The 25,005-nt window shown below is 29.8% G+C and carries 19 protein-coding genes; 7 read left to right on the top strand and 12 right to left on the bottom strand.

The features are described from left to right. Positions 1 to 5 precede the first annotated feature (5 nt). Complete coding sequence (locus KFW21_04530) at positions 6 to 1,082, top strand: UDP-N-acetylglucosamine--N-acetylmuramyl-(pentapeptide) pyrophosphoryl-undecaprenol N-acetylglucosamine transferase (GenBank protein MDK2818696.1); 1,077 nt, start codon at positions 6 to 8, stop codon at positions 1,080 to 1,082. A 27-nt stretch (positions 1,083 to 1,109) separates the two neighbouring features. Here the strand turns inward: KFW21_04530 and KFW21_04525 are convergent, their stop codons facing one another. Continuing rightward, positions 1,110 to 3,896, bottom strand: a complete 2,787-nt coding sequence (locus KFW21_04525) for a tetratricopeptide repeat protein (protein ID MDK2818695.1) — start codon at positions 3,894 to 3,896, stop codon at positions 1,110 to 1,112. A gap of 102 nt (positions 3,897 to 3,998) precedes the next feature. Here KFW21_04525 and ligA point away from each other — a divergent pair, with 102 nt between their 5' ends. Further along, entirely contained in the window at positions 3,999 to 6,281 is a 2,283-nt protein-coding gene (ligA, locus tag KFW21_04520) for an NAD-dependent DNA ligase LigA (GenBank protein ID MDK2818694.1), read from the top strand. Between the two features lie 42 nt (positions 6,282 to 6,323). Here the strand turns inward: ligA and KFW21_04515 are convergent, their stop codons facing one another. Further along, positions 6,324 to 7,748 (bottom strand): hypothetical protein, encoded by a 1,425-nt coding sequence (locus KFW21_04515; GenBank protein ID MDK2818693.1) that lies wholly within the window; start codon positions 7,746 to 7,748, stop codon positions 6,324 to 6,326. A 169-nt stretch (positions 7,749 to 7,917) separates the two neighbouring features. Here KFW21_04515 and murB point away from each other — a divergent pair, with 169 nt between their 5' ends. Continuing rightward, a complete protein-coding gene (gene murB, locus KFW21_04510; protein ID MDK2818692.1) occupies positions 7,918 to 8,841 on the top strand; it encodes a UDP-N-acetylmuramate dehydrogenase in 924 nt (307 codons plus the stop codon). On the opposite strand, the gene KFW21_04505 is transcribed toward murB, so the two are convergent. Both KFW21_04505 and KFW21_04500 read right to left on the bottom strand, forming a co-directional pair. Then, positions 8,838 to 9,443, bottom strand: a complete 606-nt coding sequence (locus KFW21_04505; GenBank protein ID MDK2818691.1) for a hypothetical protein — start codon at positions 9,441 to 9,443, stop codon at positions 8,838 to 8,840. The genes murB and KFW21_04505 overlap by 4 nt on opposite strands. A gap of 157 nt (positions 9,444 to 9,600) precedes the next feature. Then, positions 9,601 to 11,232 (bottom strand): DEAD/DEAH box helicase, encoded by a 1,632-nt coding sequence (locus KFW21_04500; protein MDK2818690.1) that lies wholly within the window; start codon positions 11,230 to 11,232, stop codon positions 9,601 to 9,603. Between the two features lie 395 nt (positions 11,233 to 11,627). Here KFW21_04500 and KFW21_04495 point away from each other — a divergent pair, with 395 nt between their 5' ends. From KFW21_04495 to KFW21_04480, 4 genes are all read left to right on the top strand, one after another. Further along, on the top strand, positions 11,628 to 12,251 hold the full coding sequence (locus KFW21_04495; GenBank protein ID MDK2818689.1) for an ankyrin repeat domain-containing protein: 624 nt from the start codon (positions 11,628 to 11,630) through the stop codon (positions 12,249 to 12,251). 114 nt (positions 12,252 to 12,365) lie between these two features. Then, positions 12,366 to 13,496 (top strand): ankyrin repeat domain-containing protein, encoded by a 1,131-nt coding sequence (locus KFW21_04490; GenBank protein MDK2818688.1) that lies wholly within the window; start codon positions 12,366 to 12,368, stop codon positions 13,494 to 13,496. Positions 13,497 to 13,692: 196 nt separating this feature from the next. Next, on the top strand, positions 13,693 to 14,844 hold the full coding sequence (gene metK, locus KFW21_04485) for a methionine adenosyltransferase (protein ID MDK2818687.1): 1,152 nt from the start codon (positions 13,693 to 13,695) through the stop codon (positions 14,842 to 14,844). A gap of 164 nt (positions 14,845 to 15,008) precedes the next feature. Next, on the top strand, positions 15,009 to 15,146 hold the full coding sequence (locus tag KFW21_04480) for a hypothetical protein (GenBank protein ID MDK2818686.1): 138 nt from the start codon (positions 15,009 to 15,011) through the stop codon (positions 15,144 to 15,146). Positions 15,147 to 15,338: 192 nt separating this feature from the next. Here KFW21_04480 and KFW21_04475 read toward each other — a convergent pair whose 3' ends face one another. Genes KFW21_04475 through carA form a run of 8 tightly spaced genes read right to left on the bottom strand, consistent with a single transcriptional unit; the run spans position 15,339 to position 24,709 of the window. Then, positions 15,339 to 15,956 (bottom strand): orotate phosphoribosyltransferase, encoded by a 618-nt coding sequence (locus tag KFW21_04475; protein ID MDK2818685.1) that lies wholly within the window; start codon positions 15,954 to 15,956, stop codon positions 15,339 to 15,341. Next, a complete protein-coding gene (locus tag KFW21_04470) occupies positions 15,949 to 17,145 on the bottom strand; it encodes an amidohydrolase family protein (protein MDK2818684.1) in 1,197 nt (398 codons plus the stop codon). The genes KFW21_04475 and KFW21_04470 overlap by 8 nt, the downstream gene beginning before the upstream one ends. Beyond that, positions 17,142 to 17,849 (bottom strand): orotidine-5'-phosphate decarboxylase, encoded by a 708-nt coding sequence (gene pyrF, locus KFW21_04465; GenBank protein MDK2818683.1) that lies wholly within the window; start codon positions 17,847 to 17,849, stop codon positions 17,142 to 17,144. Before pyrF ends, KFW21_04470 begins: the two co-directional genes overlap by 4 nt. Before the next feature lie 19 nt (positions 17,850 to 17,868). After that, a complete protein-coding gene (locus KFW21_04460) occupies positions 17,869 to 18,783 on the bottom strand; it encodes a dihydroorotate dehydrogenase (GenBank protein ID MDK2818682.1) in 915 nt (304 codons plus the stop codon). After that, positions 18,776 to 19,534: a hypothetical protein gene (locus KFW21_04455; protein MDK2818681.1), complete on the bottom strand. Its 759-nt coding sequence runs from the start codon at positions 19,532 to 19,534 to the stop codon at positions 18,776 to 18,778. The genes KFW21_04460 and KFW21_04455 overlap by 8 nt, the downstream gene beginning before the upstream one ends. Continuing rightward, entirely contained in the window at positions 19,534 to 20,424 is an 891-nt protein-coding gene (gene pyrB, locus KFW21_04450) for an aspartate carbamoyltransferase (GenBank protein ID MDK2818680.1), read from the bottom strand. Before pyrB ends, KFW21_04455 begins: the two co-directional genes overlap by 1 nt. After that, the gene (gene carB / locus KFW21_04445; protein MDK2818679.1) at positions 20,424 to 23,621 is read right to left on the bottom strand and encodes a carbamoyl-phosphate synthase (glutamine-hydrolyzing) large subunit; all 3,198 of its coding nucleotides are present in this window, start codon (positions 23,619 to 23,621) and stop codon (positions 20,424 to 20,426) included. Before carB ends, pyrB begins: the two co-directional genes overlap by 1 nt. Next, positions 23,621 to 24,709, bottom strand: a complete 1,089-nt coding sequence (gene carA, locus KFW21_04440; protein ID MDK2818678.1) for a glutamine-hydrolyzing carbamoyl-phosphate synthase small subunit — start codon at positions 24,707 to 24,709, stop codon at positions 23,621 to 23,623. The genes carB and carA overlap by 1 nt, the downstream gene beginning before the upstream one ends. Positions 24,710 to 25,005: the final 296 nt, after the last annotated feature.

The raw sequence follows: 25,005 nt of genomic DNA, 5'->3' as shown, positions 1-25,005 counted from the left end.
CAATGATGAAAGTATTAATTGGTGGTGGTGGTACTGGAGGGCATTTGGTACCAGGAATTGCTTTGTATAAAGAATTTGCAAAACATAATGTAGAGCTACTTTATGTATTAAGTGATAGAGACAAAGCTTATGATATATTTGAATTATTAAAATCTGATGAGCGTATTTGTGTTTCATTAACAGGAATCTCTCGTAGATTATCTATTAGTACAATCAAACAATTATTTTCTATTTTTAATGCTTGGAGACAGGTTTTTAAAAAGATCAAACAATTTAATCCTGATTTTATGGTAATTACTGGTGGTTATTTATCTAATATTGTTGCATTATCAGCTTTGTTAATGAGAAAGCCTTTGTACATTTTGGAACAAAATAGTGTTGCAGGAATTACTAATAGATTTTGGGCTCATTTCGCGAAAAATATTTTTACTACTTTTCCTTCTCCTAAATTTATCCCACTACACAAAGAAATATATACTGGGAATCCTCTATTATATAAAGAATTATTAAGCCTTGAAGAATCTTGTGCTTTATTAGAATTATCATCTTCAACAAAACCGATCATAGGTATTTCTGGAGGATCTCAAGGATCTCAGATAATTAATAATCTAGTATTAAAAATTATCCCCTTTTTAATAGAAAAGGGGTATCAGATTGTATGGAGTTTGGGAACCAAAGAGTATGAGAGATTTGATAAAGAAAATTTATTATCTAGTCTTGATCCCTATCAAGAGAATATTAAAATATATCGTTTTATTACTAGAATGGATGCTTTTTGGTCTGCATCGAGATTGGTTTTAGCTAGGTCAGGAGCTGGTACAGTATCAGAGTCACTATTATTTAGGACGCCAAGTTTATTTATTCCTATTTTTCAATCACCAGATAATCATCAATATCTTAACGCTAAATTTCTTAAAGATATGTCTTGTGCAGAAATATTAGAAGAACCCACACTTACAGAACAAAAATTATTAGAAATAATTATAATGATGATGTCTAATCAAGAATACTATCATAATAATTTTTTTATAAGAGAAGAAGATCCCGCATCAACTATTGTATCTTTTTTATTATTACAATAGTTCTTATTCCTATTTTTCACGATCAATTTATTTCCATTTCTTACTTTCTTTACTATCAGAATATTGTTCTAACAGTCTTGTCTTAAATTTCTCAGCATTTTCATAATCTTCTAAGACTATATAAGTTTGGATGATATTATCTAAAGCTCTTGGATAATATAGTTCATCATAATGGGTAATAATATTAATATATAATTGTAGTTGTTCTGTATATTTTTTTTGATCGGATAACAATTTGGTAGCTTCAAATAAAGCATCTGCTCCATGAACAGGATCTTTTAGTGCATGGATATCTTTAAATACTATTATTGCTTCTTCAATTAAATTTTCTTTAATCATTTTATATCCTAATTTGTAGAGATATTTTGCTTTTAATCGAGAATCTTTGGTATAGGAGATGATTTGGTAAAATTCATCAATAGAACTATTATTATCAAATTGATTAGCAAAAAATAAACGAGCCTGTTCTGCTTCCAAAGAATCTGGATAATTTTGAATTAATTGTATACGGAGTTGTGTACTAATAGAACTATTATTAGTATTTTCAAGTATTGCTAATCTGGACATGATATCAGGAACACCAAAATGTTTTGGATATGTAGTAAGGAATAAGTTGAAAATTTCTTTTGTTTGACTACTACCAGAGTAATCTAAACTCCACGCTTCTCTTAATAGAGCATCAGATATAACAGATTTATTTTTGGTAAACATTCGTGTTTTGTTATAATATACAGCTGCTTGGTCATATTGTTTTTTGCTAAAATAACCATCTGCAAGTTTGAAGTATAAATCCACAATAAATTTACTTTGAGGAAAATTTTTAATCATATATTCTATTGTTTTATCAGCCTTTTTTGTGTTTTGTATCTCGAGATAACTAAATGCAATTTCTGCCCACAATACTTCTTCAAGATCACTGATTTCGTTAGAATTTTTGATAGCATTAAGATATTTTTCATATTTTTGAACAGCTTCATCATGACGATTTAAAGCTCTAAGTGTAGACGCTTCTGTAAGAAAGAGTTCTACTTTACGATTTTTATTATCAGTAAGTTTTAATGATTCTTGAAATAAGGAAAGTGCTTGATCAAATTCACCTATTCTAAAAAAGCTGCGTGCTTGTAATTCTTTAAATTCTGAGACGATTTCTCGATTATTGACTGTAAGAGGAATATCGTTAATATCTAAAAGAGCATTGAAGTTTTCTGCTTTGAATTCTAGTTTGACAATAGCAAGTTGAGCATCTTGATAAAATTTAGAATTTGGAAAATTAGTAACTAATTGTTTGAAAATTTCTAAAGCTTGAGTATTAAGACGAAGATTATATCTATTCGCAGCAGAATAATAAAGAGCTTGATCACTCTCTTTGGCTATTGGCCAAACTTTCCATACACGATCAAAATATTCTAAAGAACGCTTGGGTTCGTTTATATTATAACTTCTTCCTAAGGCGATAAGTGCTTGTCGTTTTAGGTATTCATTAGGAGAATTATTAATAATTTCTTGAAAATAACCACGAGCTTTTGCTTGATTATCTATATTAGCGTAAGCATGTCCTAAAAAAATCATAATTTCGTCTTTTTTAGGACTTTGTGGTTCTCGAATAAGATAATCATCAAATATTTGAATACTTTTTTTGAATTCTTTATCAAGAAGATAAGATCGACCTACCCAATATAAAGATTCGTTAGCATAGGCACTATAAGGAAATGAAGATTGAATACGGTCTGCAGTGCGTCTTGTCGCTAAGGTGTTTGTTGTTAAAAAATGTATTTCAGCTATTTTGAGTAAAGCAATAGCTTTTCGAGATCCTATATAACCACTTTCTTGTAAATAATAGATAAGAGCATCATCATAATTTTTGAGAATAATATTTATATTAGCTAATTCTGTTGACGCTCTTTCAAAATAAGATGAATTTTGATGATATTTCACGATAGTGGAGAATAATTTTTGAGATTCTATGTATTTTTTTTGGTATTTATATAATAATGCTGATTTGAAAATACTTTCATCTTGAAATTTGTTATTTATTTTAGTAATAGGTAAAAAATAAGAAAGTGCTTGTTCGTAATTTTTTTCTTGAAGTTCTATTTCTCCCATGAGACGCTGAAGAGCAATATTAGTACTGTTTGATAAAACAGTCGAAGCATAAGCTTTTGCTTTAACTATTTTATCATTAACAATATCATTTAGTGCCATAAAATATTGAAGCTCATTAAGATAAAGAGAATTTGGATATAATTGTTCAAAACTTTGTAGTAGATTACTTGCTTGTTTATAATTTTGAGAAAGAATAGTATGATAGATATATTTCATATGAGCTATTTCTTTATAGGGTGATCCTATAGGAGAATCATGAATTTTTTTGATAAAATTCAAAGCCAATGTATTATTACGAGCATCGATATTAAGTTGATATAGATCAAGAAAAGCTCTATGTTGAATCTCGATATTTTTTGAATCTATTAATGTAAGAAGTAGTTCATTTGCTTGGGGTATCTCACCTTTTTGTAAGTAAGTATTAGCTTTTAACCAAGTTATTTCGTTGGTATAAATATGATTAGGATATTTTCTTTGAAATGTAGCGATTTCTTTAAGAGTAAAAGAATAGCGTTTTTGTTGAAACAGTTGTATAATTTGTTGAAAGCTATATCGTTGAGATAAGGATGATTTGTTATTTGTAAATAATATGCTTGTATGTAATACTTCTAAAGGATCAGAAAGTCTAAGAGATATTTCTGATGAATTGATCTCATAAGATTGAGCAAAAATAACGAAGGGAAAAAAAAATATTAAACAAAATTTATACATAGTTATTTATTCTAACTGATTTTATTACTTTTTTCAAGATTTTACTATATAATACCGAAAATTAAGAATTATAAGTATGAATTTAATGGCAAGGAGAACAAGATGAGTGTTGAACACTTAAAAGAACTGAGAGTTATCATAGAGTATCATAATAGGGCTTATTATCAAAATAATAATCCTGAAATAACTGATGCTGAATATGATATATTATTTAGAGAACTTTTAGATTTAGAGCAGCAATATCCAGAAGAATTTTCTTTAGATTCTCCTGTATTAAAAGTGGGAGCTCCAGCTCTTGCAGAATTTAAATCTTATAAACATCAATATAAAATGTATAGTTTAAATAATGTTATGTCAAAAAACGAATTTTTATCATTTTTTCATACTATAATGACAGTTCCTGTTGTATCTTTAGCAACTCCAAGTATTGTCTTGGAGTATAAATTTGATGGATTAGCAATAGAATTAGTTTATAAAGATAGAGTTCTTGTAGAAGCATCAACACGAGGAGATGGAGAAATTGGAGAATTAGTAACTGAGAATATTAGAACAATACGAAATATTCCTTTGCGTCTTGATGATCAAGCTCCAAATGATCTTGTTATTTATGGTGAAATCATTATATTTAAAGATGATTTTAAAGAATTAAATAAAAATAAAATGATCAAAGGTGAAAAAGTATTTGCAAATCCTAGAAATGCAGCAGCAGGAAGTGTTCGACTTTTAGATTCAAAACAATCGGCTACTAGAAAATTACAATTTTATGCTTATGATTGTAAAACTAAAGATACAAACTCTTCATTAATATTAATGAATCTTCATACACATAGAATGGATTATTTAACAGAGCTTGGATTCTCAATTTCTCCAGAAAGAAAAATAATTCATGCTGGAAATATTCACGAAGCAGAGATTTTTTATAATGAAATTGTACAAAAAAGAGATCAATTACCTTTTGAAATAGATGGCTTAGTAGCAAAAGTTATAATGGATGAAATCAAAGATGTGTTGGGTTATTCAGATAGAGCACCAAAATGGGCTATAGCTTGGAAATTTGAAGCTGAAGAAATACAAACTATCTTGTTAGGTATAGAATATGAAGTAGGACGAACAGGAGCAATAACGCCAGTAGCTATTTTACAACCAGTTGAATTAGCGGGTGTTGTTATTTCAAGAGCTTCATTACATAATTTTGATTATATTAAAGATAATGATTTTCGTATAAATGATACAGTTATTATTAAAAGAGCTGGCGATGTGATTCCTTTTGTTGTGAAATTTGTATTGGAACAGAGACCTACTAATGCTCAAATGATTGTAGAACCTGAATCATGTCCTATTTGTAAAGCAAAGACAGTTAGGGATAAAATCATTGGTGATGAACAAGCAAGAGTGTTAAGATGTTCAAACATTACATGTGTGGGTATTTTGAAAGCTCGTTTGAAATATTTTGTATCAAAATCTGGGTTAAATATAGATGGATTTGGTGATAAAATTGTAGAAGTATTATTTGATAAAGGTTTTTTAGGTTCTTCTGAAAATGATTATATAGATTCTTTTGCAAATATTTTTAAACTAGAACAACATAAAGAAGAGTTATTTCAATTAGAAGGTTTTGGAGAAAAGAGTATTACTCAATTATTGATAAATATTGATGCTAAAAAATCTGTAGATTTAGTAATCTTTATTCAAGCTTTTGGTATCAAAGGAATAGGATCTATATCTGCTAATAAATTAGCAAAATATTTTAAAAATCTAGATAATTTGATTATCGCTTATCTTCAAGAAGGTGATGAGAATAAAAAATTGCAAATAATATTAGAAATAAGAAATTCTATAGAAGAAACATTAAAAACAAAAGATAAAATAACTATAGAAAAAATTAATCAAGATATAAACTTGAAAGTAAGTAAAAAACTATTAGATGAAAAATTATCTTTTTTGAGATCACAAGAGCTTCTTGCTGTACAATCATTAATACTAGGTGTCAGTGCAACGGAAGAGTTAATTAAATTTTTATCACACACACGCTATCATCAAGAATTAAAATATCTTTTTGATACAGATTTTAAAATAGTATATGGAGATAAATTAAAATTGTTTTTAGGTTATAATATATTTAGCGGTAAAAAAGTGTTAATGACAGGTAAGTCTCAATTTTTATATTCAAGACAAGAAATACTAGAATTCTTCGATAGTTTGTCCATTCAGATGCTACCAGGAGTAACTAAAAAATTAGATTATCTTATTGTAGGAGAAAATCCTGGAGCTGAAAAGGTTAAAAAAGCAATAGAATTGAATATAATAATTTTACAAGAAAAAGAATTTTTTGATAAATTAGATCCACATATTTTAGAGCTATATAAAAGTTCTAAGAATTTATAATATAGAATAAAAAACACTCTTTTTATAAGAGTGTTTTTTATTCTATAAAACTGTTATTTTTTGAATAGTTTTGTAACTTTTCTCACCATCATTAATTTCTAAAATAATATCGATAGGCGTTACTGAAGAAGGAAGTGATATTCGAGTATTAATATTTAGAGAATTTTCGATAATTGATCCTAATTTAGGATTAACACTCCAAAAATAAGATAAATTATTACCAAGTGAAGTAGATCCAGATATATTAAAAAAAGTATTTGCTGTTACAGTGGTAGAAGTTAGAGTGATTTTAGCTTCTGGTAGAGTGTGATTATCTGAATTGTTTTCTTTTTGTGAATATTTAAGAATAGTTAATTCATCAGTAAGTGTATCAACATAAGAAAGAAAAGGAATTCCATTTATACTTGTAAGATTAATATTAATTAGGTTATATGAGCCGATACTAGTAACTCCTAAAATTTCTAATGTTTTAAAATTATCGCTTGTTTTTAATACTTGTAATGTATTTTGTGTAGTTTTTAAAGCTAAAAAATAACTATTAGCATTTTCACCTTTTGTAATTATACCTTCTGATCCTTGTATTTTTTCTTTAACAGTTACTTCGTTTATGATTTGACCTGAATTATTGAGTGTTATTTTTACAATAGACATATTTTGACCATCAGGATTGTGTGTTGCCCATACATCGAATCCTTCAGATAAGCTATATTTTATTGTTCTAGGATTACTTGAATAAATTATAGTTCCATCAGAATTAACATTATCTGTAAAATTAAATGTTTTAAATAAAGAGCTATTAAAAAAAAGTGCTATAATTTTATTATTGATATCTATAATTTTATAAGTATTATTTTCATCTATAATAATATTTCTATGAGGAATAACTCCAGTTGGATTGATATTGTAATTACTAAGTCTTTTTTGAGTTGCAGACATAGGATGGGGGAGTATTAGAGTTCCACTACTGGAATTTTCATAATTGAAAATAATAGGATTGCTAGTAATAAGTTTGTCAGTACTATATGTATTTAGATCAGATGTACTCCAATTATTGTTTAAAATATACGATTTGAATTGATAAAATGTACTTGTTGGATCAAATTCAGTTACTCCAATTATTTTTGTCCCAGTATTGTTAGCTTCTGTATAAGAAATTTGTATTGTATCAGAAATAGATAGCGGTATAGAAGTAATATTATGTTGTTTTGTAATATTATTTTTAGAATTATGTATTAATAAACTCAATTGATTTCGTTGATTTTTATATGTATAGATTAAGTTATCCGTATTAACAAATATCGTGTAAGGTACCGTTTTATTTATTTGTATGGGAATAGATACTAAAGAAGTCCATATTGCTGAGTCTAATGTAAGTACTGGTGGTGTTGGTGCCATATAGTCACTAAATTTATTTAAATAACAACCAGAAAAAATTAAAAAAGATAATAACAAAATATTTTTTTTCATATGTAAAAGATCCTTTTAATTTTTAGTAAGATAGAATGTATATTATAATATATTTGCACGATAAATAGAAGTATATTATAATATATAATATCTTCGGATATATTAGAGAAAGTATTTATACAATTGTTTTAAATTATAGAGGTAAGTAGTGTTTTATTCAAATAATAATATGTTATTACAAGAAAAATATGATCATATTGAATATAAAAAAAATCAATACTTATCAGATTACACAACAATGCAAGTTGGTGGAAAAGTAGAATTGATGCTGTATCCTGCTTTAGTCTCTGAAATGATTGAATTGTTGAAAGATTTGGAACAAACAAATATTCCTTATTTTATATTAGGTAAAGGTTCTAATATTATTGCAAATGATGATGGGGTGGATTTACTTTTTATTAACACTCAAAAACTTAATCGTATTTATATAGATGAAAAAGATAACATGAAAATCATAGTAGAAGCAGGTGTAAGCTTATTTGATTTGAGTGTTTTTGCCTTGAAGCATTCTTTAACAGGATTAGAATTTGCGTCTGGTATTCCTGGAACTGTAGGTGGTGCTGTTTTTATGAATGCAGGAGCTTATGGTGGTGAAATGAAAGATGTCTTACATTCTTCTACCATATTTCATAAAATAAAAGGTATGTCAATTCTTACTAATGAAGAGCATCAATTTGCTTATAGAACTAGTTCTATTGCTAAAAATCAATCAGTAGTCCTCTCTTCTGTTTTTCAATTACAAAAATCACATGCTGATATTATTAAGAAAAAAATGGATGATTATAGAGAGCAAAGAGAAAGCAAGCAACCTCTAGAATTCCCTAGTGCTGGAAGTATTTTTAAAAGACCTGAAGGATATTTTACTGGCAAATTAATTATGGATGCAGGTTTACAGGGGATGAAAATAGGTGGGGTTTCTATTTCTTTAAAGCATGCAGGTTTTATTATAAATGATGGTCAAAATGCTAAAGCTCAAGATATTTTAGATTTGATCACATATATTCAAAAAGAAATATGGAAAAATTTTCAAATTGTATTAGAACCAGAAGTGAAATTTTTAGAAAAAAATGGAGAATTTAGAAAATTTTCTTAAGATTCTGTGTTTTCTAAAAAGTTGGTATATTTATCTCGAAAATTAATAAGTAAGGTTTCTGCTTCTTGATATCTTTGTTGTGACATATGATGAGTTGCTAATTTCAAAGCGATGTTAGTACCATAATGAAAATTATCATTAGTGATTTCTTCTGTTTGAAAATTTTTAAAATCTTGTTCTAATTCATTGAAATTACCAGCATCTGCTAATATTTGTTCAAATGTTTTAAGAGTAAATATATCGCTAGGATTTATTTTACTAAGTAATTCTGCACAAATTTGACATTGTTCTTTTGCTAAAGCTAATTGATTTAGTTGTAAGAATACATCTGCTAAAAGCTCGTGTACTTGTATATTATTAGGATCAGTTATTTCAAGATTTACTAAAAAAGAAAGAGCTTTATCAAATTCATTATTATGAATAAGTTTTATAGCTATATCTAAAAATTGATTGAAATTTTCTAAAGGAATAATTTTGGCTTGAGGAAGAACAAAAGATGTATTTATAATAGTTGTTTCTTGAAAAGGAGAAATTGTATTTTTTATAAATATAGGAGAAGTTGACACTTTTGTAGGATTTGTATTTTTATAAATTTTGCCCATAAAATAAGCCTCTTAATAATAATAAATATTTAATTAAGTATCGGAATAAAAATTATAATAATAATATTTTTATTAAAAAATTACATATACTATATAAAACACAAAAAAAGAGTTGAAATTTTTCAACTCTTTTTTTGTTTAAATATTTTTTATAAAATTATTTTTTATTTGCAGGTTCTACATTTACAGAGATACCACTAACTCTAGTTTTTTGAATAGTTCTATAAACTTCTTCTGATTTAGCATCAGATACTTCGAAGAATGTAAATTTATCAAAAATATTAATTTTACCAATATCTGATCCTTGAAGACCACATTCACGAACGAGTGCTTGAACAATTTCACGAGGAGTTGTTCTGTTATCACGCCCTACATTCATAAAGAAACGAACCATACCGTGTTCTGCTCCTGTATTATCAAAAGATGCATTAGAAGAAGAAGAAGATGAAGAAGATTTCTTTTTGGAATCAGCTGAACCACTTTTGGCAACTGTTTTCATTTTAAGAAGAATAGCTGCAAGAGTTGTTGCATCTAAATTAGCGATAGTACTCCAATTATTAATTTTTTCAATATAGGTATTAATATCATCACTTTCAGCTAATTTTACTAATTGTTCTATCATTCGTTTATTTTGAATTTCTTCAACATCTTTTGGAGATGGCATACGCATCATAGTTGGTTCTACTTTAGTTAATCGTTGTACAATTTTTAATTGAAAACGATCTCTACGACCTATAAAAGCATAACTTTTACCTTCTCTTCCAGCACGGCCAGTACGTCCAATGCGGTGAACATATTGCTCAGGATCTTGTGGAAAATCATAGTTGATAACTAAATCAATATCATCTACATCTAACCCTCTAGCTGCAACATCTGTTGCAACAAGAACAGTAATAGTTCCTTGACGGAATTTGTGTAATACAGAATCTCTTTGAGCTTGTTTCATATCTCCATGAAGACCATCAGCAAAAATACCATGAGATTGTAAAGCAGAAACGACTTCATCTGTTTTTCTTTTGGTGTTACAAAAAATAATACCAAGACGAGGATTTTCAATAGTGAAAATTCGTAATGTTGCTTCTAATTTCTGACTTTCATTAATATCAAGTGAAAATTGTTCTACTTTTGGAGCGGACATTTCCGCATTACTTGTTTTAATATTTATAGGATTTTTTTGAAATCTTTTAGCAATTTCTAAAATTGGTTTAGGCATTGTTGCAGAGAACATGACAGTTTGTCTATCTGTTGGAGAGGTAGATAAAATAGTTTTCATATCATCTACAAATCCCATATCTAACATTCTATCAGCTTCATCCAATATTACCATTTTAATAGCACTTAAAGAAATAGTTCGTCTATTAATATGATCTAAAATACGACCAGGTGTTCCCACAACGATATGAGCACCTCTTTTTAGAGATTTGATTTGTCTGTCTATAGATGTTCCACCATAAACAGGAACGATTTTTAATCTATTAGTATGTTTACCAATTTTACCAATTTCATCGGCGACTTGGTTTGCTAATTCTCTTGTTGGACACATAATAAGAACTTGCGTATCATCATTGTTGACATCAATAGTCATAAGAGCAGGTATTCCAAAAGCAATTGTTTTGCCTGAACCTGTGTGAGCTTGACCAACGACATCGTTACCAGCAACGATAATAGGAAGACTTTCTGATTGAATCATTGTTGGATGTTCATAGCCTAGATCGTTTAATGATTGCAGAATATCTGCAGGGAGGTTTAGATCTGTAAATTTTTTATCTAAATCGAATGTTGTACTCAAATGAATACTCCTTAAATTATTTATAATGGTCACACTTATTTTAGCTGAATGATGTGTTAAGAAATTTTAGATATGCCACTAATAAATTAACAATAGGAGGTATTTGGTTAATTTAGATTTATCTAATATATTTCATGATAAATAGCTTAAATACTATTTATTTTTCAACGAAATAAGTGGTATACACTTATATATTATAAAATAGTATATCACATTTGAATAAATTTGTAAAGAGACTTTTAAGATATTTAATGATTTTATCGTCTATATATATGACATATATACGATAATATAAAAAACAAATAAGTTAAAAATTTGCGATAAAAATTGATTTGTTAGTATAATATGCTATATATTGTGTTAATAAATTTTTTGTTTTAGAAAAGGATTGGTAAATGTATCAAAAATCAATTATTTTATTTTTTCTTGTGTATTTCTCCACTAATATATATAGTAACAAGGTAGATAATACAAATGATATTTTAGGTGCTGTGTATTCTGGAAATATAGAATATACCAAGTTTTTACTAGCACAAGGTGCTAATATTAATACGAGAGATGAAAATGGCTTCACCCCTTTGATGTGGGCTTTATATAAAAATCATACTAAAATAGCTCGTTTTTTGATTGAAAATAATGCAAATGTTTCTATTAAAAATAATCAGGGATATTCTTCTATTTTATTAGCTGCTCAAAATAATAACTACGAAATGATTGTTTTATTAGCTATTTATGGAGCTAATCTCAATGATAAAGACTTCAATGGTAATACAATATTACATTATGCTTCTAGTTTAGGTAGAAAAGAAATTGTAGAATTTCTTGTTAGTCAAAATGTTGAATTAAATACTCAAAATAATTTTGGTAAATATCCTGTAGAATATGCAGCTGAAAATGCTCATAGAGATGTATTGGATTTTCTTGTTAATATAGGGGTTTATGTACCTTATTATAAATATCCAGAACAAAATATTAGAATACCCGATACAACTAGTGTAGTTGTTGGAATAAATATATAGCAGTATATATAAATAAAAACAAGATAAAATTTTAATTTTTGTATAAAAATTCCGATAAATCATTGATTCTTTATGAATAATAGTAAGAATATGATAGTATTAAGAGGTAAGGATATGCAACAAATAGTATTATGTACAATTGTAGGATTTTTGATATCAACTAGTTCTTATGGGCAGTCCACACAAACAATGTCATCAAACTATTCACCATTACATTGGGCAGCAGCACAAGGTTATATAGAAATGATTAGAGTACTTGTAGATAAAGGGTATGATATTAATGCTCAAGATATTGACGGATTTACTCCACTTCATTATGCTGCGGCTATAGGTTCTTTTTCAGGTGTTGAATATCTTATAAACAACGGTGCAGATGTATATGTTGTTAATAATAAAAATCTTACACCATTAACTATAGCAGCAAAAGCTGGAGAACAAAAAATTGTTGATTATTTATTTGTAAAAATGCGATCTACAAGAATTGGACAACTTCAGGAACAAACTGAAAAAGAGAGAGTCAATACAGATCTTGTTCTAGCAGCTAAATCTAGATCAGAAGCTGAGCGATTACGTCAACAAGCTTCTGAATGGACTAAGGAAGCTGAATATTGGAGAACAGAAGCTGAAAAATGGACGAGAGAAGCCAATACTCTAAAAGATAAACAAATACAAATAGATTTATTAGCTAGAGAGCGTTATGATGAAATACTAACTGAAAAATTATCAGCAGAAAAAAATTATAAAACAGAACGCTTAGCTCGTAATGCTGCCGAAAGACTTTTAAGAGAACAGGGTGCTAGTACGAAAGCACAGATTCGTGCTTATGAAGCTCAATCTGCAGCACTGGCTGCTCAAAGATCTACAGATGCTGCTATTGATAATTTAGCAGAAGAATTTCTCAGACAAGGGATGATGAATAATCCTCAAAAATTGAAAGAGCTATCCGGTTCTATGAATTCAGCGTCAAATATTGTGCCTGTAGACATTCTTAATACAAAACAAAATCCAACAGATAATTTTAGTATTACATTAGATACAGTTCCTCCAACGATAGGAGCTCCTACTATATATGAAGAAGCTGTAATAGAAGAAGCTGTAATAGAAGAAGCTGTAATAGAAGAAGCTGTAATAGAAGAAGCTGTAATAGAAGAAGCTGTAATAGAAGAAGCTGTAATAGAAGAAGCTGTAATAGAAGAAGCTACTGAAGAATATACTGAAGATGAATCGTATGATGAAAACTATTAAAGAATAGAAATTATTAATAAATATATTATAAATAAATAAAACATCTAATTTAAGATGTTTTATTATTTTTAAAAATAGTAAAATTGATAATCTAGTATGTATAAAATTTATTTGTATTCAATTTATATATGTTTATGGTTAATATTATGTGATTGACATATATAATATAATATAATACAATATTATAGAGGTCAATATGTCAAAATATTTTTTTACATCAGAATCAGTCTCTGAAGGACATCCTGATAAAGTTTGTGATCTTGTTTCTGATACTATTTTAGATGCTTGTCTTACAAAAGATCCAAATAGTCGGGTTGCTTGTGAGTGTTATGCTACTACAGGAATGCTAGTTATTGGTGGAGAAATTACAACTTCTACTTATGTTGATATACAAAAATTAGCACGACAAGCAATTCGTGATATTGGATATATTACTCCTGAATTACATTTTAGTGCTGATTCTATTTGTGTGATGAATGTGATTGATGAACAATCGAAAGATATTGCGCAAGGTGTTAATAAAGGTGAAGGAACATTTTCTGCATTGGGAGCAGGAGATCAGGGAATTATGTTTGGTTATGCAACAGATGAAACTCCAGAATTAATGCCAGCACCGATACAATTGTCTCATAATATTTTAAAATTAGCAACAAAGCTTCGAAAATCTAATCAAATATCTTGGTTGAGACCGGATTCAAAATCTCAAGTTACTATAGAATATGAAAATAATATACCTAAGCGTATTGATGCTGTAGTTTTATCTCATCAGCATGATGATAATATCTCTATAGAAGAACTTCGTTCTGTACTGAAAGAACATATTATTATACCATCATTAGCATCGACAAATTTATTGGATGAAAATACTAAATTTTATATTAATAGTACTGGAAGATTTGTTGTTGGTGGACCTCATGGCGATACTGGATTGACAGGCAGAAAAATTATTGTAGATACTTACGGTGGTATGGCTCGTCATGGTGGCGGTGCTTTTAGTGGAAAAGATGCGACCAAAGTTGACCGATCTGCAGCTTACATGGCACGGCACATTGCAAAAAATATTGTCGCTGCTAATTTAGCAAAAAAAGTAGAAATTCAATTAGCTTATGCTATAGGATATGATCAGCCATTATCAGTATTTGTAGACACTTTTGGAACGGGAATTATTTCTAATGAAGAAATTTCAACATTAATAATTAAAAATTTTGATCTTTCTCCAGAAGCTATTATCAAATACTTAGAACTCACTAAACCTATCTTTACTCAAACTACCAATTATGGACATTTTGGTAAAGAAAATCTTCCTTGGGAATCTACGCATAGAATTACAGATTTAAGTAAATATTAATATAATAAGTATATTAATATTTACTTTCTTTTCTAGGTATTAGGCTATCTAGAAAAGATAAACAAGATAAAATAGCAGAAATAATTAATACACTACATTCTGATTTTCTTTTTGTATATTATGATTTCTATTCAAAATAATCCTTAGATAATAAAGAAATGCTAATGGAAGAATGTAAAAAAGCAAGATTTTCAATTGTAAATTCAGTAGAGTTATATCAAAGTGCTTGTCCTATTCTATGGGAAGAATGTTTTCAGCTAACTCATGAGGAATTTTCTTTTGGGATAGAAGCTATAAAATAAATCATTAATAATCACAAAAAAAAACACCCCCAAAATTAAGGGTGTTTTTTTGATTTGATTGATAATTTTTTTTGTATGCTTTTTTATAAATTCTATAAAAAATAGAATTTTGTATTTACTCTAAAATTATTATCTAATATTATGAAATTTATATTTTTGATTAAGTATAACTTTTCTTCTTTAATTTTATAATTATATTTTCCAAGTACGAGGAGAAGAATTCCATGCACTAGCAATAGAACATTCTATGTCATTAAGCATATTTGTTTCTCTAGCTATTTGTAATAAAGTAGAAAAAGTACTAAGAGTATGATAAGGAGTATTTTCAAAAATAGTAGTGACTTCTGGAAATTCATAAGAAAATATAGCAACAATGCCAGTGACCAATGCATTTTCAGTTAATAAATTGTCTAATACTTTTTTGGAACTAGCTCCTGTAGAAATAAGATCTTCAATAACGACTGTTTTTTTATTTGCTACTTCAGCACCTTCTACTGTTTTACCTACGCCGTGAGCCTTGGCTTCTGCTCTTACATAGGCTAATGGTTTTTTGAGATGATCAGCAATAATCGCAGCCCAAGGAATTCCAGCAGTCGAAGTACCAGCAATAATTTCAGCATCTTGAACAAGAGGATTTTCTAAAAAAGCATTAATGATAGTATTACGAGCGTCAGGAAATCCTAATAAAAATCTATTATCACAATAGATGGGACTTTTAATACCTGAGGCAAATATATAAGGAGTGTTAACATTCAATCGTACTGCTCTGGTATCTAAAAGTACCTGAGCGATTTTTTTGGTATTATCTATCATAAGAAATCTCCTTAATATATCTTGATTTTTTGAATTCTTGAGAAGAAGCATTGTATACTTCTTCTCCACCTATATAGGTACTATGTATTTTTGATGTGACTTTTCTTCCTAGATAAGGACTCCAATTGCATTTAGAAACTATATCTTTCTCATGAATAGTATATGAAGTATCTTGTTCAATAAGAACAAAATCAGCATCATATGATTCAATAATTCTCCCTTTTTTTGTAATAGAAAAAATATTTTGAGGCATACTAGAGTATAAAGATTCGACTTTTTGATGAGACCAATTCATATCTTTGGCTAGAGTGAGTAAAAGCTCTAGAGCGAATTCTATAACGGGGATTCCATAAGTGAGTTGTGTTTCTTTTTCAGAAATAAGATGAGGAGCATGATCTGTTCCCCATGTATCTAATAATCCACTGTCTAAGGCTTGAAGAAGCATGTCTTGATCTCTTTTACTTCTAAGACTGGGTTTCATTGTTAGGAGTGCTGTAGTATCTTTTTGGTTAAAAAGAAGATGATGCGGGCATACTTCTGCAAAAATAGGTAATTTTTTATTTTTGGCATCTTGGATAAGTTGTAATTCTTCTGCTTGAGAAATATGACATAAATAAAGCGTATTGTGATGTTTTTTTGCAAAATAAATAGCTTTATCAACAGCGTCTCCTTCAGCATGAACAGCTATATAATGTGATTTTGAAAAGAGATTATTTAGCACATTATCATCAGTAACAAGCATATAACCAGTGCTTTCGTTTAAGAATATTTTCAATGCTGCATATTGTGAAGGATGAGGAAATTGGAGAGAATTATCTCTTGCATCACCACCAAAATGAAATCCATAATTTGTATAAGAATTTTGTCTATAGATAGACTTTTTATGAGCTAATTCTTGGGTACTAACACACAATGGTAAGGTGTTAGGCATATCTAATATAGAGGTAACACCACCTCGTAACGCTGCTTTTGTTCCACTCATAGCATCTTCTTTTTGAGGAAATCCAGGATCTCTAAAATGAACATGTCCATCTATCATCCCACTGAGTAGTAGTCGTCCTTCACAAGCAATAATATGATCAGTAGGACTATCGATACAGGGACTAATCAATTGAATAGTACCCTGGTCAACAAGAATATCTCGTACTTGATTACTGGATAGTAAGGCATTTTTGAACAGAGTCATGATATTAAAGCCTGAGATATTTGTTCTAACATTCTTAGAGCAGCATCTTTTGGAGAGGGATCTGCTGTAATTGGGCGTCCTACTACTAAATAATCAGCACCATTTTGTATTGCTTCTTTAGGTCCTAAGACTCTTTTTTGATCGCCTAGATTAGAATCATTGAATCTAATTCCAGGACAGACAGTGATAAATTTATCACCACAATGTTTTTTGATTGTTTGAGCTTCAAGAGCAGAACAAACTACGCCATTAGCTCCAGCTAATTTACTATTTTTTGCTAAATTTAATGCTAATTTAGAAGCATTTAAAGGACTTTGAAAATTCAAAATAATATCGGAATCATCAAGAGAAGTTAAGACAGTAACGGTAAGTAATATTTGATCAACTCTTTTGACAGCTATAGATTCTTTAATCATCTCAGTTCCACCAGAAGCATGAATATTAAACATGCTCACAGAATTCAAACTAGCAGCAAAACGAGAAGCAGCTGCAGTGGTATTAGGGATATCGTGAAATTTTAGATCTAAAAAAATGCGTTTATTTTGAGATGCTAAAAATTCTAAAATAGATCCTCCAGTATTCAAAAATAATTCTAATCCCACTTTATAAAAAGAAACATGTTCTCCCAAAGTTAAAATTACTTGTTCTGCTTCGCTAGCAGTTTTAAAATCTAAAGCTACGATTAATCTTTCTTGAGCGGTCATAGATGACTCCTATGTAATATTATAGATGGGCAATGCCTATAATTTGTTGAAGAGAGCTTATATTCTCTTGATTCATATAATTTTGTAAATCTTTTAATATTTTTTGGGTAACAAGCGGATCACTAAAAAAAGCTGTACCTATGGACAAAGCATCTGCTCCAGCCATTAAAAATTCAATAGCATCAGTAGCGTTAAAAATTCCTCCACCAGCAAGAATAGGAATAGATGTTTGTTGTCTTACTTGCCATAACATTCTCAAGGCAATAGGTTTTATTGCTGGTCCAGATAATCCACCAAAAACATTTCCTAGGACTGGTTTTTTTTGTTTGATATCAATAGCCATTCCTAATAAAGTGTTAATAAGAGACAAGGCATCAGCACCAGCATTTTCGACAGCGATAGCTACAGCTCCAATATCCATAGCATTTGGAGATAATTTGACAATAAGGGGTTTGGTATGAATTAATGATTTGACGCGTTTTGTAACTTCAGCAGCTACTTCGGGGATAGTTCCAAAAGCCATTCCACCTTCTTTTACATTAGGGCAAGAAATATTTAATTCTATCATATCAATTTCTTCCCATGTATCAGCACGAGCAGCAAGAATTTCATAGTCTTCTATACTTTTTCCATTGATGTTCGCAATACGGAGATTATTAACATTTTTAAGGCTAGGAAGTATAAAAGATTCAAAATATTCAAGACCTGGATTTTGTAAGCCTATAGAATTGAGCATTCCAGAAGCAGTTTCCGCAAGACGAATTCCATCATTTCCTATACGAGCTTCAGGGGTAAGTCCTTTTAGTACCATACCACCTAGTTCATCAGAAGAAAAAAATTTTTGATAATTTTCTCCAAAGCCAAAAGTTCCAGAAGCAGCAATAAGAGGATTTTTTAGAGTATAATTAAGAAAATTAACAGATAAATTAGCCATTGAATATCTCCTGTGCAAGAAATATTGGTCCGTCTGTACAAACTTTTATAGAATTATTATCGCAATTTTTTATGACACAACCAACACAAGCTCCAACACCACATGCCATACGACTCTCCATAGAGACAAATACTTTGGTGTTCCATTTTTTATGAAGCACTTTATTATAAATAGCTTTCATCATAGGAATAGGACCACAAGTATATATATAATCAGGCTCATTAAGATCGTCTAATAGATCAGTAATTAATCCACGGGAACAATTTTCTGAATGATCTTGTGCTGTGTATTGAATATGTAAATCTGTATCAAAATAATCCAAAGTAGAGGCTTCGATTTGATGGCGAAAACCAGCAAATACAGAAACATTATTATTTGTTTTGAGTAGTTCACTGGTGAGGAGCATAGGGGCAATGCCTTCTCCTCCTCCCATAAGAATAATATTTTTATTAGTGATCTTAGTATCAAACCCTTTTCCTAAACTTCCAAATATATCTAATTTTTGTCCAAGAGATATTTTTGATAATACACTAGAACCTTTGCCACGATTTCGAATTAACAAGGATAAATTATGGGTGAGAGGATCGTAATTAAAAATACTAATAGGACGAGGAAGGATTTTTGAGTTGTCTGGTATTTTAATCATCATAAATTGTCCTGCTTGAATAGGATAAGGGAAATTAATATCAAGAACAAACAAATCAGGACTTAAATGTGTAATATTAAGAATAGTGGAAGTGATAGAGTGCATCAAAAAACTCCTAAAATATATTCTAATAAAGCAATACGAGTATACACACCATTTTCTGCTTGAGTGAAATATAATTGATAAGGACTATTATCTATGTCAAGAGCAATTTCATTAACTCTAGGAAGAGGATGGAGAATTTTGGTGTTTTTGTTAGCATATTGTTCACAAATATTTTTGTTTAAGATCCAGTCTTCTTCAAATGAAATATCAGTAGTGCTGGATATTCTTTCTTTTTGTACTCTTGTCATATAAAAATAATCACTTTTCAATCCTTCTTTGAGGGAGTTTGTTTCTAGGATTATTTTGTCTTGAAATTTAGTCTTTAAATGATCAGGTAATGCAAGTAGCAGAGGTGAAGCAAGAATTATTTTGATATCAAAATGTGCTAAGGCTTGGAGTAGGGAGGGAATAGTTCTACTATATTTTAAATCCCCTCCAAGAGTGATAGTAATACCATCTAAAGATCCATTATGTTCTAAGATAGTTGCTAAATCAAGAAGCGTCTGAGTAGGATGTTCATTTGTTCCATCACCTGCATTAATGACAGGGCAAGAGCTAACTTTTTTTGCTCTGAGTGCAGCACCTTCTTCGGGATGTCTAATAATAATCAGATCAGCATAAGAGCTGGTCATTTGAATAGTATCTTCTAAACTCTCTCCTTTTTTGAGGGAAGAGTTCTCTGCTTCAAAATTGAGAATATGAGCACCACTGCGTAAGATAGCACTTTGAAAAGATAATTTGGTTCTTGTAGAAGGTTCAAAAAATAAAAGTGCAATAATTTTATCAGAAAGTGTTTTTGAGAATCTTTGATTTTTTATTTCTAAGGCTCGGTAACAAATTTTTAAAATAGTTGTTTTATCAATATCATTAATAGAAACAAGAGATTTCATTATTTATACCCTATTGTTGTAAATAATTCTTTTATAGTAAAGTCTTGAATATTAGCATTTTTAATAATAGAAAAAGCTTTAAGACTATCGGGTGAAGTCATTACTTCCAAACCAAATTCCAAAGCTGTTCGTCTCAAATTAAATTCATTCCTTTCTATATCACGAGATGTTGTAGATATATTTACAAATATATTAAAAGTACCATTTTTCATACTCGCTTCAATTTTTTCAGTAGATTTTAAGGCTTGTACTTGTAAACCTTGCTCTTGTAAATACAAAGCGGTACTTTCTTCTGCACTAAGATTCAAACAATTAGCGGGAAAAGATCTTAATATATCTGTAATCTCTTGTCTTACAAGATCTTGTTCACAAAGTGACAAATAAATATGAGTGTCTTCCAAATGAAGATAATTTTTACGAGCAGATAAAAGTCCTTTATACAGTGCCTCTTCAAAAGTAGATGCTATTGCAGCACTTTCTCCTGTAGATTTCATTTCTGGGCTGAGTCCTACTTCTACATTCGATAATTTTTCAGTAGAGAATACTGGTACTTTGACAGCAATATCTTTGATTTTTGGATGTGTGTTAGTATAGCCGAGATCTTTTAATTTTTTGCCCAACATGACTTTTGTAGCTATATCAATAATGGGAATTCCTGTAACTTTGGCGATAAAGGGAATAGTTCGGCTGGCACGAGGATTAACTTCAATGACATAAGGTTTATTATCATGCATTACAAATTGAACATTGATAAGACCTTTGATATTCATAGCAAGAGCAATTTTACGACAATAGTCTTCTACTAATTGTTCTGTTTCTGGAGTAATACGCTGAGTTGGATAAATATTAATACTATCTCCAGAGTGTACTCCAGATCTTTCCCAATGTTCCATAATACCAGGAATAAAGATATCCTCACCATCACAAATAGCATCCGTTTCTAATTCTATTCCTTTTAGATATTTATCTATTAAAATAGGATGGTCTGTTCGTTCAAGAGCAGTAGCAAGATAATTTTTGAGTTCCTCAATGGAATAACAGATTTCCATTCCTGCACCACCAAGCACATAAGAAGGTCTTACTAAAACAGGGAATCCAAGTTCATGAGTAGCTTTGATACCTTCTTCCATAGAGCGGATATTAGTACCTTTGGGTCTTGGAATATCTAGCTCTTCCATCAAGCTATCAAAACGCTCTCTATCTTCAGCTAGATCAATTTGTTCAAAACCAACACCAGCAGTAGGAATATTTTTTTCATAAAGGAAATGAGCTAATTTAATAGCTGTTTGTCCTCCAAATTGTACAAATACATATTCTGGTTTTTCTTTAAGAATAATATGATAAACATCCTCTTCGGTGAGAGGTTCAAAATATAATTTATCTGCAATAACAAAATCTGTACTTACCGTTTCAGGGTTATTATTGATAACGATACTCTCATAACCCATTGATCTTAATGTTCTTACAGCATGTACCACAGAGTAATCAAATTCTATTCCTTGTCCAATACGAATAGGACCAGATCCAATAACGAGCATTTTTTGTCTATTAGAAACAGGTACTTCATCTTCTGTTTCATAACAAGAGTAATAATAGGGAGTGAGAGCTTCAAATTCAGCAGCGCAAGTATCAACAGGTTTGTACACAGGGAAGATATCAAGCTCTTTTCTTTTTGCAAAAATATCTTCTTCTGCAACATTCATTAATTGTGAAATAGCTTTATCTGAGAAACCTTTACTTTTGATAGTTCTTAAATGATCGGTAGTGAGATCACTAAGAATATATGTTTTGAGTAACTCTTCTTGACGAACAATCCAATCTATTTTTTCCATAAAATAATAATCAATACCAGTTAATTCGCAGAGACGACGCCACATAAATCCTTTTCTAAGAAGTTCTGCAACATCAAAAATTCTATCATCACCAGCTTTGATTACACGTTGTTTCAATTCATCTATAGTTCTATTTTCGGATTCAGGATACATGAGACCATAGCGATTGATTTCTAAGGAACGAATAGCCTTGAGAAAAGCATGTTCAAAATTACGCCCTATAGCCATAACCTCACCAGTAGCCATCATTTTGGTACCGAGAGTTCGTATTGCTTTTGGAAATTTATCAAAAGGCCATTTGGGTATTTTAACAACAACATAATCTAATGACGGTTCAAAACAAGCAGGAGTTTTTCCAGTAACTTCGTTAATAATTTCGTCTAATCCATACCCTATAGATATTTTGGTAGCAATACGAGCAATAGGATAACCTGAAGCTTTAGAAGCTAAGGCAGAAGAACGACTTACACGAGGATTAATTTCGATAACGATATAATCAAAAGATTCAGGGTGGAGAGCAAATTGTACATTACAAGCACCAATAACACCAACTTCTGAAGTAATATGAATTGCTGATGAGCGTAACATTTGAATTTCTTTGTCGGATAGAGTCTGACATGGGACAACGACGATACTATCACCTGTATGAATTCCTACAGGGTCAAGATTTTCCATATGACATACAGAAATAGAATTACCTTTGTGATCACGCATAATTTCAAATTCAATTTCTTTCCAACCTTTGATACTTTTTTCGATTAAGGCTTGGTGTACAGGACTAAGAATAAGACCTTTTGTTAGAATTTCTTTTAATTCTTCAGGGGTATCTGCGATACCGCCACCAGTACCACCTAATGTAAAAGCTGGCCGAACAATAACAGGGTAACCAATATGTCCAGCTGTGTTAAGCCCATCTTCTATAGTATGAACAATCTCACTTTTTACAATAGGTTCGTTGATTTCATTCATCAGATTACGGAAAATTTCTCTATCTTCCCCTTTTTTGATAGTGTCAATACTCGAGCCTAACATTTCTATATTATATTTTTCTAGGATACCATGTTCAGATAATTCTATAGCAAGATTAAGAGCTGTTTGACCACCAAGATTACACAAAATTCCACAAGGCTGTTCTTCTATAAATATTTTTTCTACTGTTTGTATCGTAAGTGGTTCGAGATAAACTTTGTCGGCTGAAGAGGTGTCAGTCATAATAGTGGCAGGATTGGGATTGAGTAAGATTACTTCTATCCCTTCTTCTTTGAGAACTTGACAAGCTTGTGTTCCTGAATAATCAAATTCGGCAGCTTGCCCAATAATAATAGGACCAGATCCAATAACAAGAATTTTATTAAATTTTTTCATTAGTTAGCTTCCTTTTGATAAAATTTATCTGCAAAATCTAAGTATTCTCCAAATAAAACCTTGCCATCGTTTGGTCCAGGACCAGCTTCTGGGTGAAATTGAACAGATTTGATTCCAAGTTTGTCAGACATCATTCCTTCATTTGTTTGGTCAATAAGATTTTTGTGAGTTTCTATAACATCTTTTGGTAATTTAGAAGCAAAATAACCATGATTTTGTGAAGTTACTAATATTTTATCTTTTAAAATATCGAGTACAGGATGATTCCCGCCCCTATGTCCATAATTCAAGCGAGAGGTTTCACCTCCTAAAGCTAAGGTTAATAATTGATGACCTAAACAAATTCCGACAATGGGTTTTTTACCAAAGAAAGGTTGTAAGAATTCAAGTTTGTTGTAAAGTGTTGATGGATCTCCTGGACCATTAGACAAAAAGATAATATCAGGATTCCATTCTTCAATTTCTGAACTTGTTGTGGTATAAGGAAAAACACGAACAGCACAATTTAATTCTGTAAAATTAGTTAAGATAGAACGCTTTACGCCATAATCAATAACTGCTATTTTGTACCTAGTATTTTTGGTAATAAGTGAAAAATCAAAACTTTCTTTGCAAGTAACTTTTGAGATAGCATCTTTATTGGAAAATTCACTACAAAGAGTACGAATTTGGTGTTGAGTAAGATCTTTTGTTGTAATAATAGATGTCATACCTGGATTTTCGCGAATAATACGAACCAAAGCTCTAGTATCTACACCTTTAATTCCAGGAATTTTGTATTGTCTTAAATAATTTCTTAAGGTCATTTCACAACGGAAGTTAGAAGGAAATTTACAATCTTCTTTTACAATTAAAGCTGATATTTTTGGATCTATTGATTGAATATCATCAGCATTAAATCCATAATTACCAACCAAAGGATAAGATAATGTAACCATTTGTCCATAATAAGATGGATCTGTCATGATTTCTTGAAATCCACTCATAGAAGTATTAAATACTAGCTCAGCCACAGTAGTTTCAGTAATATAACCTAAAGTTTTTCCAATAAAAATATCACCATTACTTAGTATCAATTTGGCTTTCATAGTTGATTCCTTTGTATTATTTTATATTATTTGTTATTTTATGAAAATAAGTATAAAAAAAATACCGATTGAAAATCGGTATTTAAATTTAATAATCATTTGAAATAGAAAAATTAAAAATATTAGGATAAGTAAATGTCTTAGATTTATAATCCATAAAATTTCCTCTTTAAATTATTTTAATTATTATAATATATTTTATAATAATTGTCAATATAGTATTTAATGAGATTTATTTATATATTTATTGACAAATATATATACAACCCTTTATACTGTTACATATATATAATGAG

The organism is Spirochaetota bacterium, assembly GCA_030154445.1.
Lineage (GTDB): Bacteria > Spirochaetota > Brevinematia > Brevinematales > Brevinemataceae > Brevinema_A.
The sequence above is the reverse complement of the archived record's forward strand: the minus strand, read 5'-3'. Positions and strand labels throughout refer to the sequence as shown.

What these genes read in the sequence shown, in the direction of transcription:
- KFW21_04470 (MDK2818684.1), bottom strand. Translation starts at nt 17,145, where the DNA reads ATGACTCTGTTCAAAAATGCCTTACTATCCAGTAATCAAGTACGAGAT.
- carB (MDK2818679.1), bottom strand. Translation starts at nt 23,621, where the DNA reads ATGAAAAAATTTAATAAAATTCTTGTTATTGGATCTGGTCCTATTATT.
- metK (MDK2818687.1), top strand. Translation starts at nt 13,693, where the DNA reads ATGTCAAAATATTTTTTTACATCAGAATCAGTCTCTGAAGGACATCCT.
- KFW21_04490 (MDK2818688.1), top strand. Translation starts at nt 12,366, where the DNA reads ATGCAACAAATAGTATTATGTACAATTGTAGGATTTTTGATATCAACT.
- pyrB (MDK2818680.1), bottom strand. Translation starts at nt 20,424, where the DNA reads ATGAAATCTCTTGTTTCTATTAATGATATTGATAAAACAACTATTTTA.
- KFW21_04515 (MDK2818693.1), bottom strand. Translation starts at nt 7,748, where the DNA reads ATGAAAAAAAATATTTTGTTATTATCTTTTTTAATTTTTTCTGGTTGT.
- KFW21_04530 (MDK2818696.1), top strand. Translation starts at nt 6, where the DNA reads ATGAAAGTATTAATTGGTGGTGGTGGTACTGGAGGGCATTTGGTACCA.
- KFW21_04525 (MDK2818695.1), bottom strand. Translation starts at nt 3,896, where the DNA reads ATGTATAAATTTTGTTTAATATTTTTTTTTCCCTTCGTTATTTTTGCT.
- KFW21_04460 (MDK2818682.1), bottom strand. Translation starts at nt 18,783, where the DNA reads ATGGCTAATTTATCTGTTAATTTTCTTAATTATACTCTAAAAAATCCT.
- murB (MDK2818692.1), top strand. Translation starts at nt 7,918, where the DNA reads ATGTTATTACAAGAAAAATATGATCATATTGAATATAAAAAAAATCAA.
- KFW21_04455 (MDK2818681.1), bottom strand. Translation starts at nt 19,534, where the DNA reads ATGCACTCTATCACTTCCACTATTCTTAATATTACACATTTAAGTCCT.
- pyrF (MDK2818683.1), bottom strand. Translation starts at nt 17,849, where the DNA reads ATGACCGCTCAAGAAAGATTAATCGTAGCTTTAGATTTTAAAACTGCT.
- KFW21_04480 (MDK2818686.1), top strand. Translation starts at nt 15,009, where the DNA reads ATGGAAGAATGTAAAAAAGCAAGATTTTCAATTGTAAATTCAGTAGAG.
- KFW21_04505 (MDK2818691.1), bottom strand. Translation starts at nt 9,443, where the DNA reads ATGGGCAAAATTTATAAAAATACAAATCCTACAAAAGTGTCAACTTCT.
- KFW21_04495 (MDK2818689.1), top strand. Translation starts at nt 11,628, where the DNA reads ATGTATCAAAAATCAATTATTTTATTTTTTCTTGTGTATTTCTCCACT.
- carA (MDK2818678.1), bottom strand. Translation starts at nt 24,709, where the DNA reads ATGAAAGCCAAATTGATACTAAGTAATGGTGATATTTTTATTGGAAAA.
- ligA (MDK2818694.1), top strand. Translation starts at nt 3,999, where the DNA reads ATGAGTGTTGAACACTTAAAAGAACTGAGAGTTATCATAGAGTATCAT.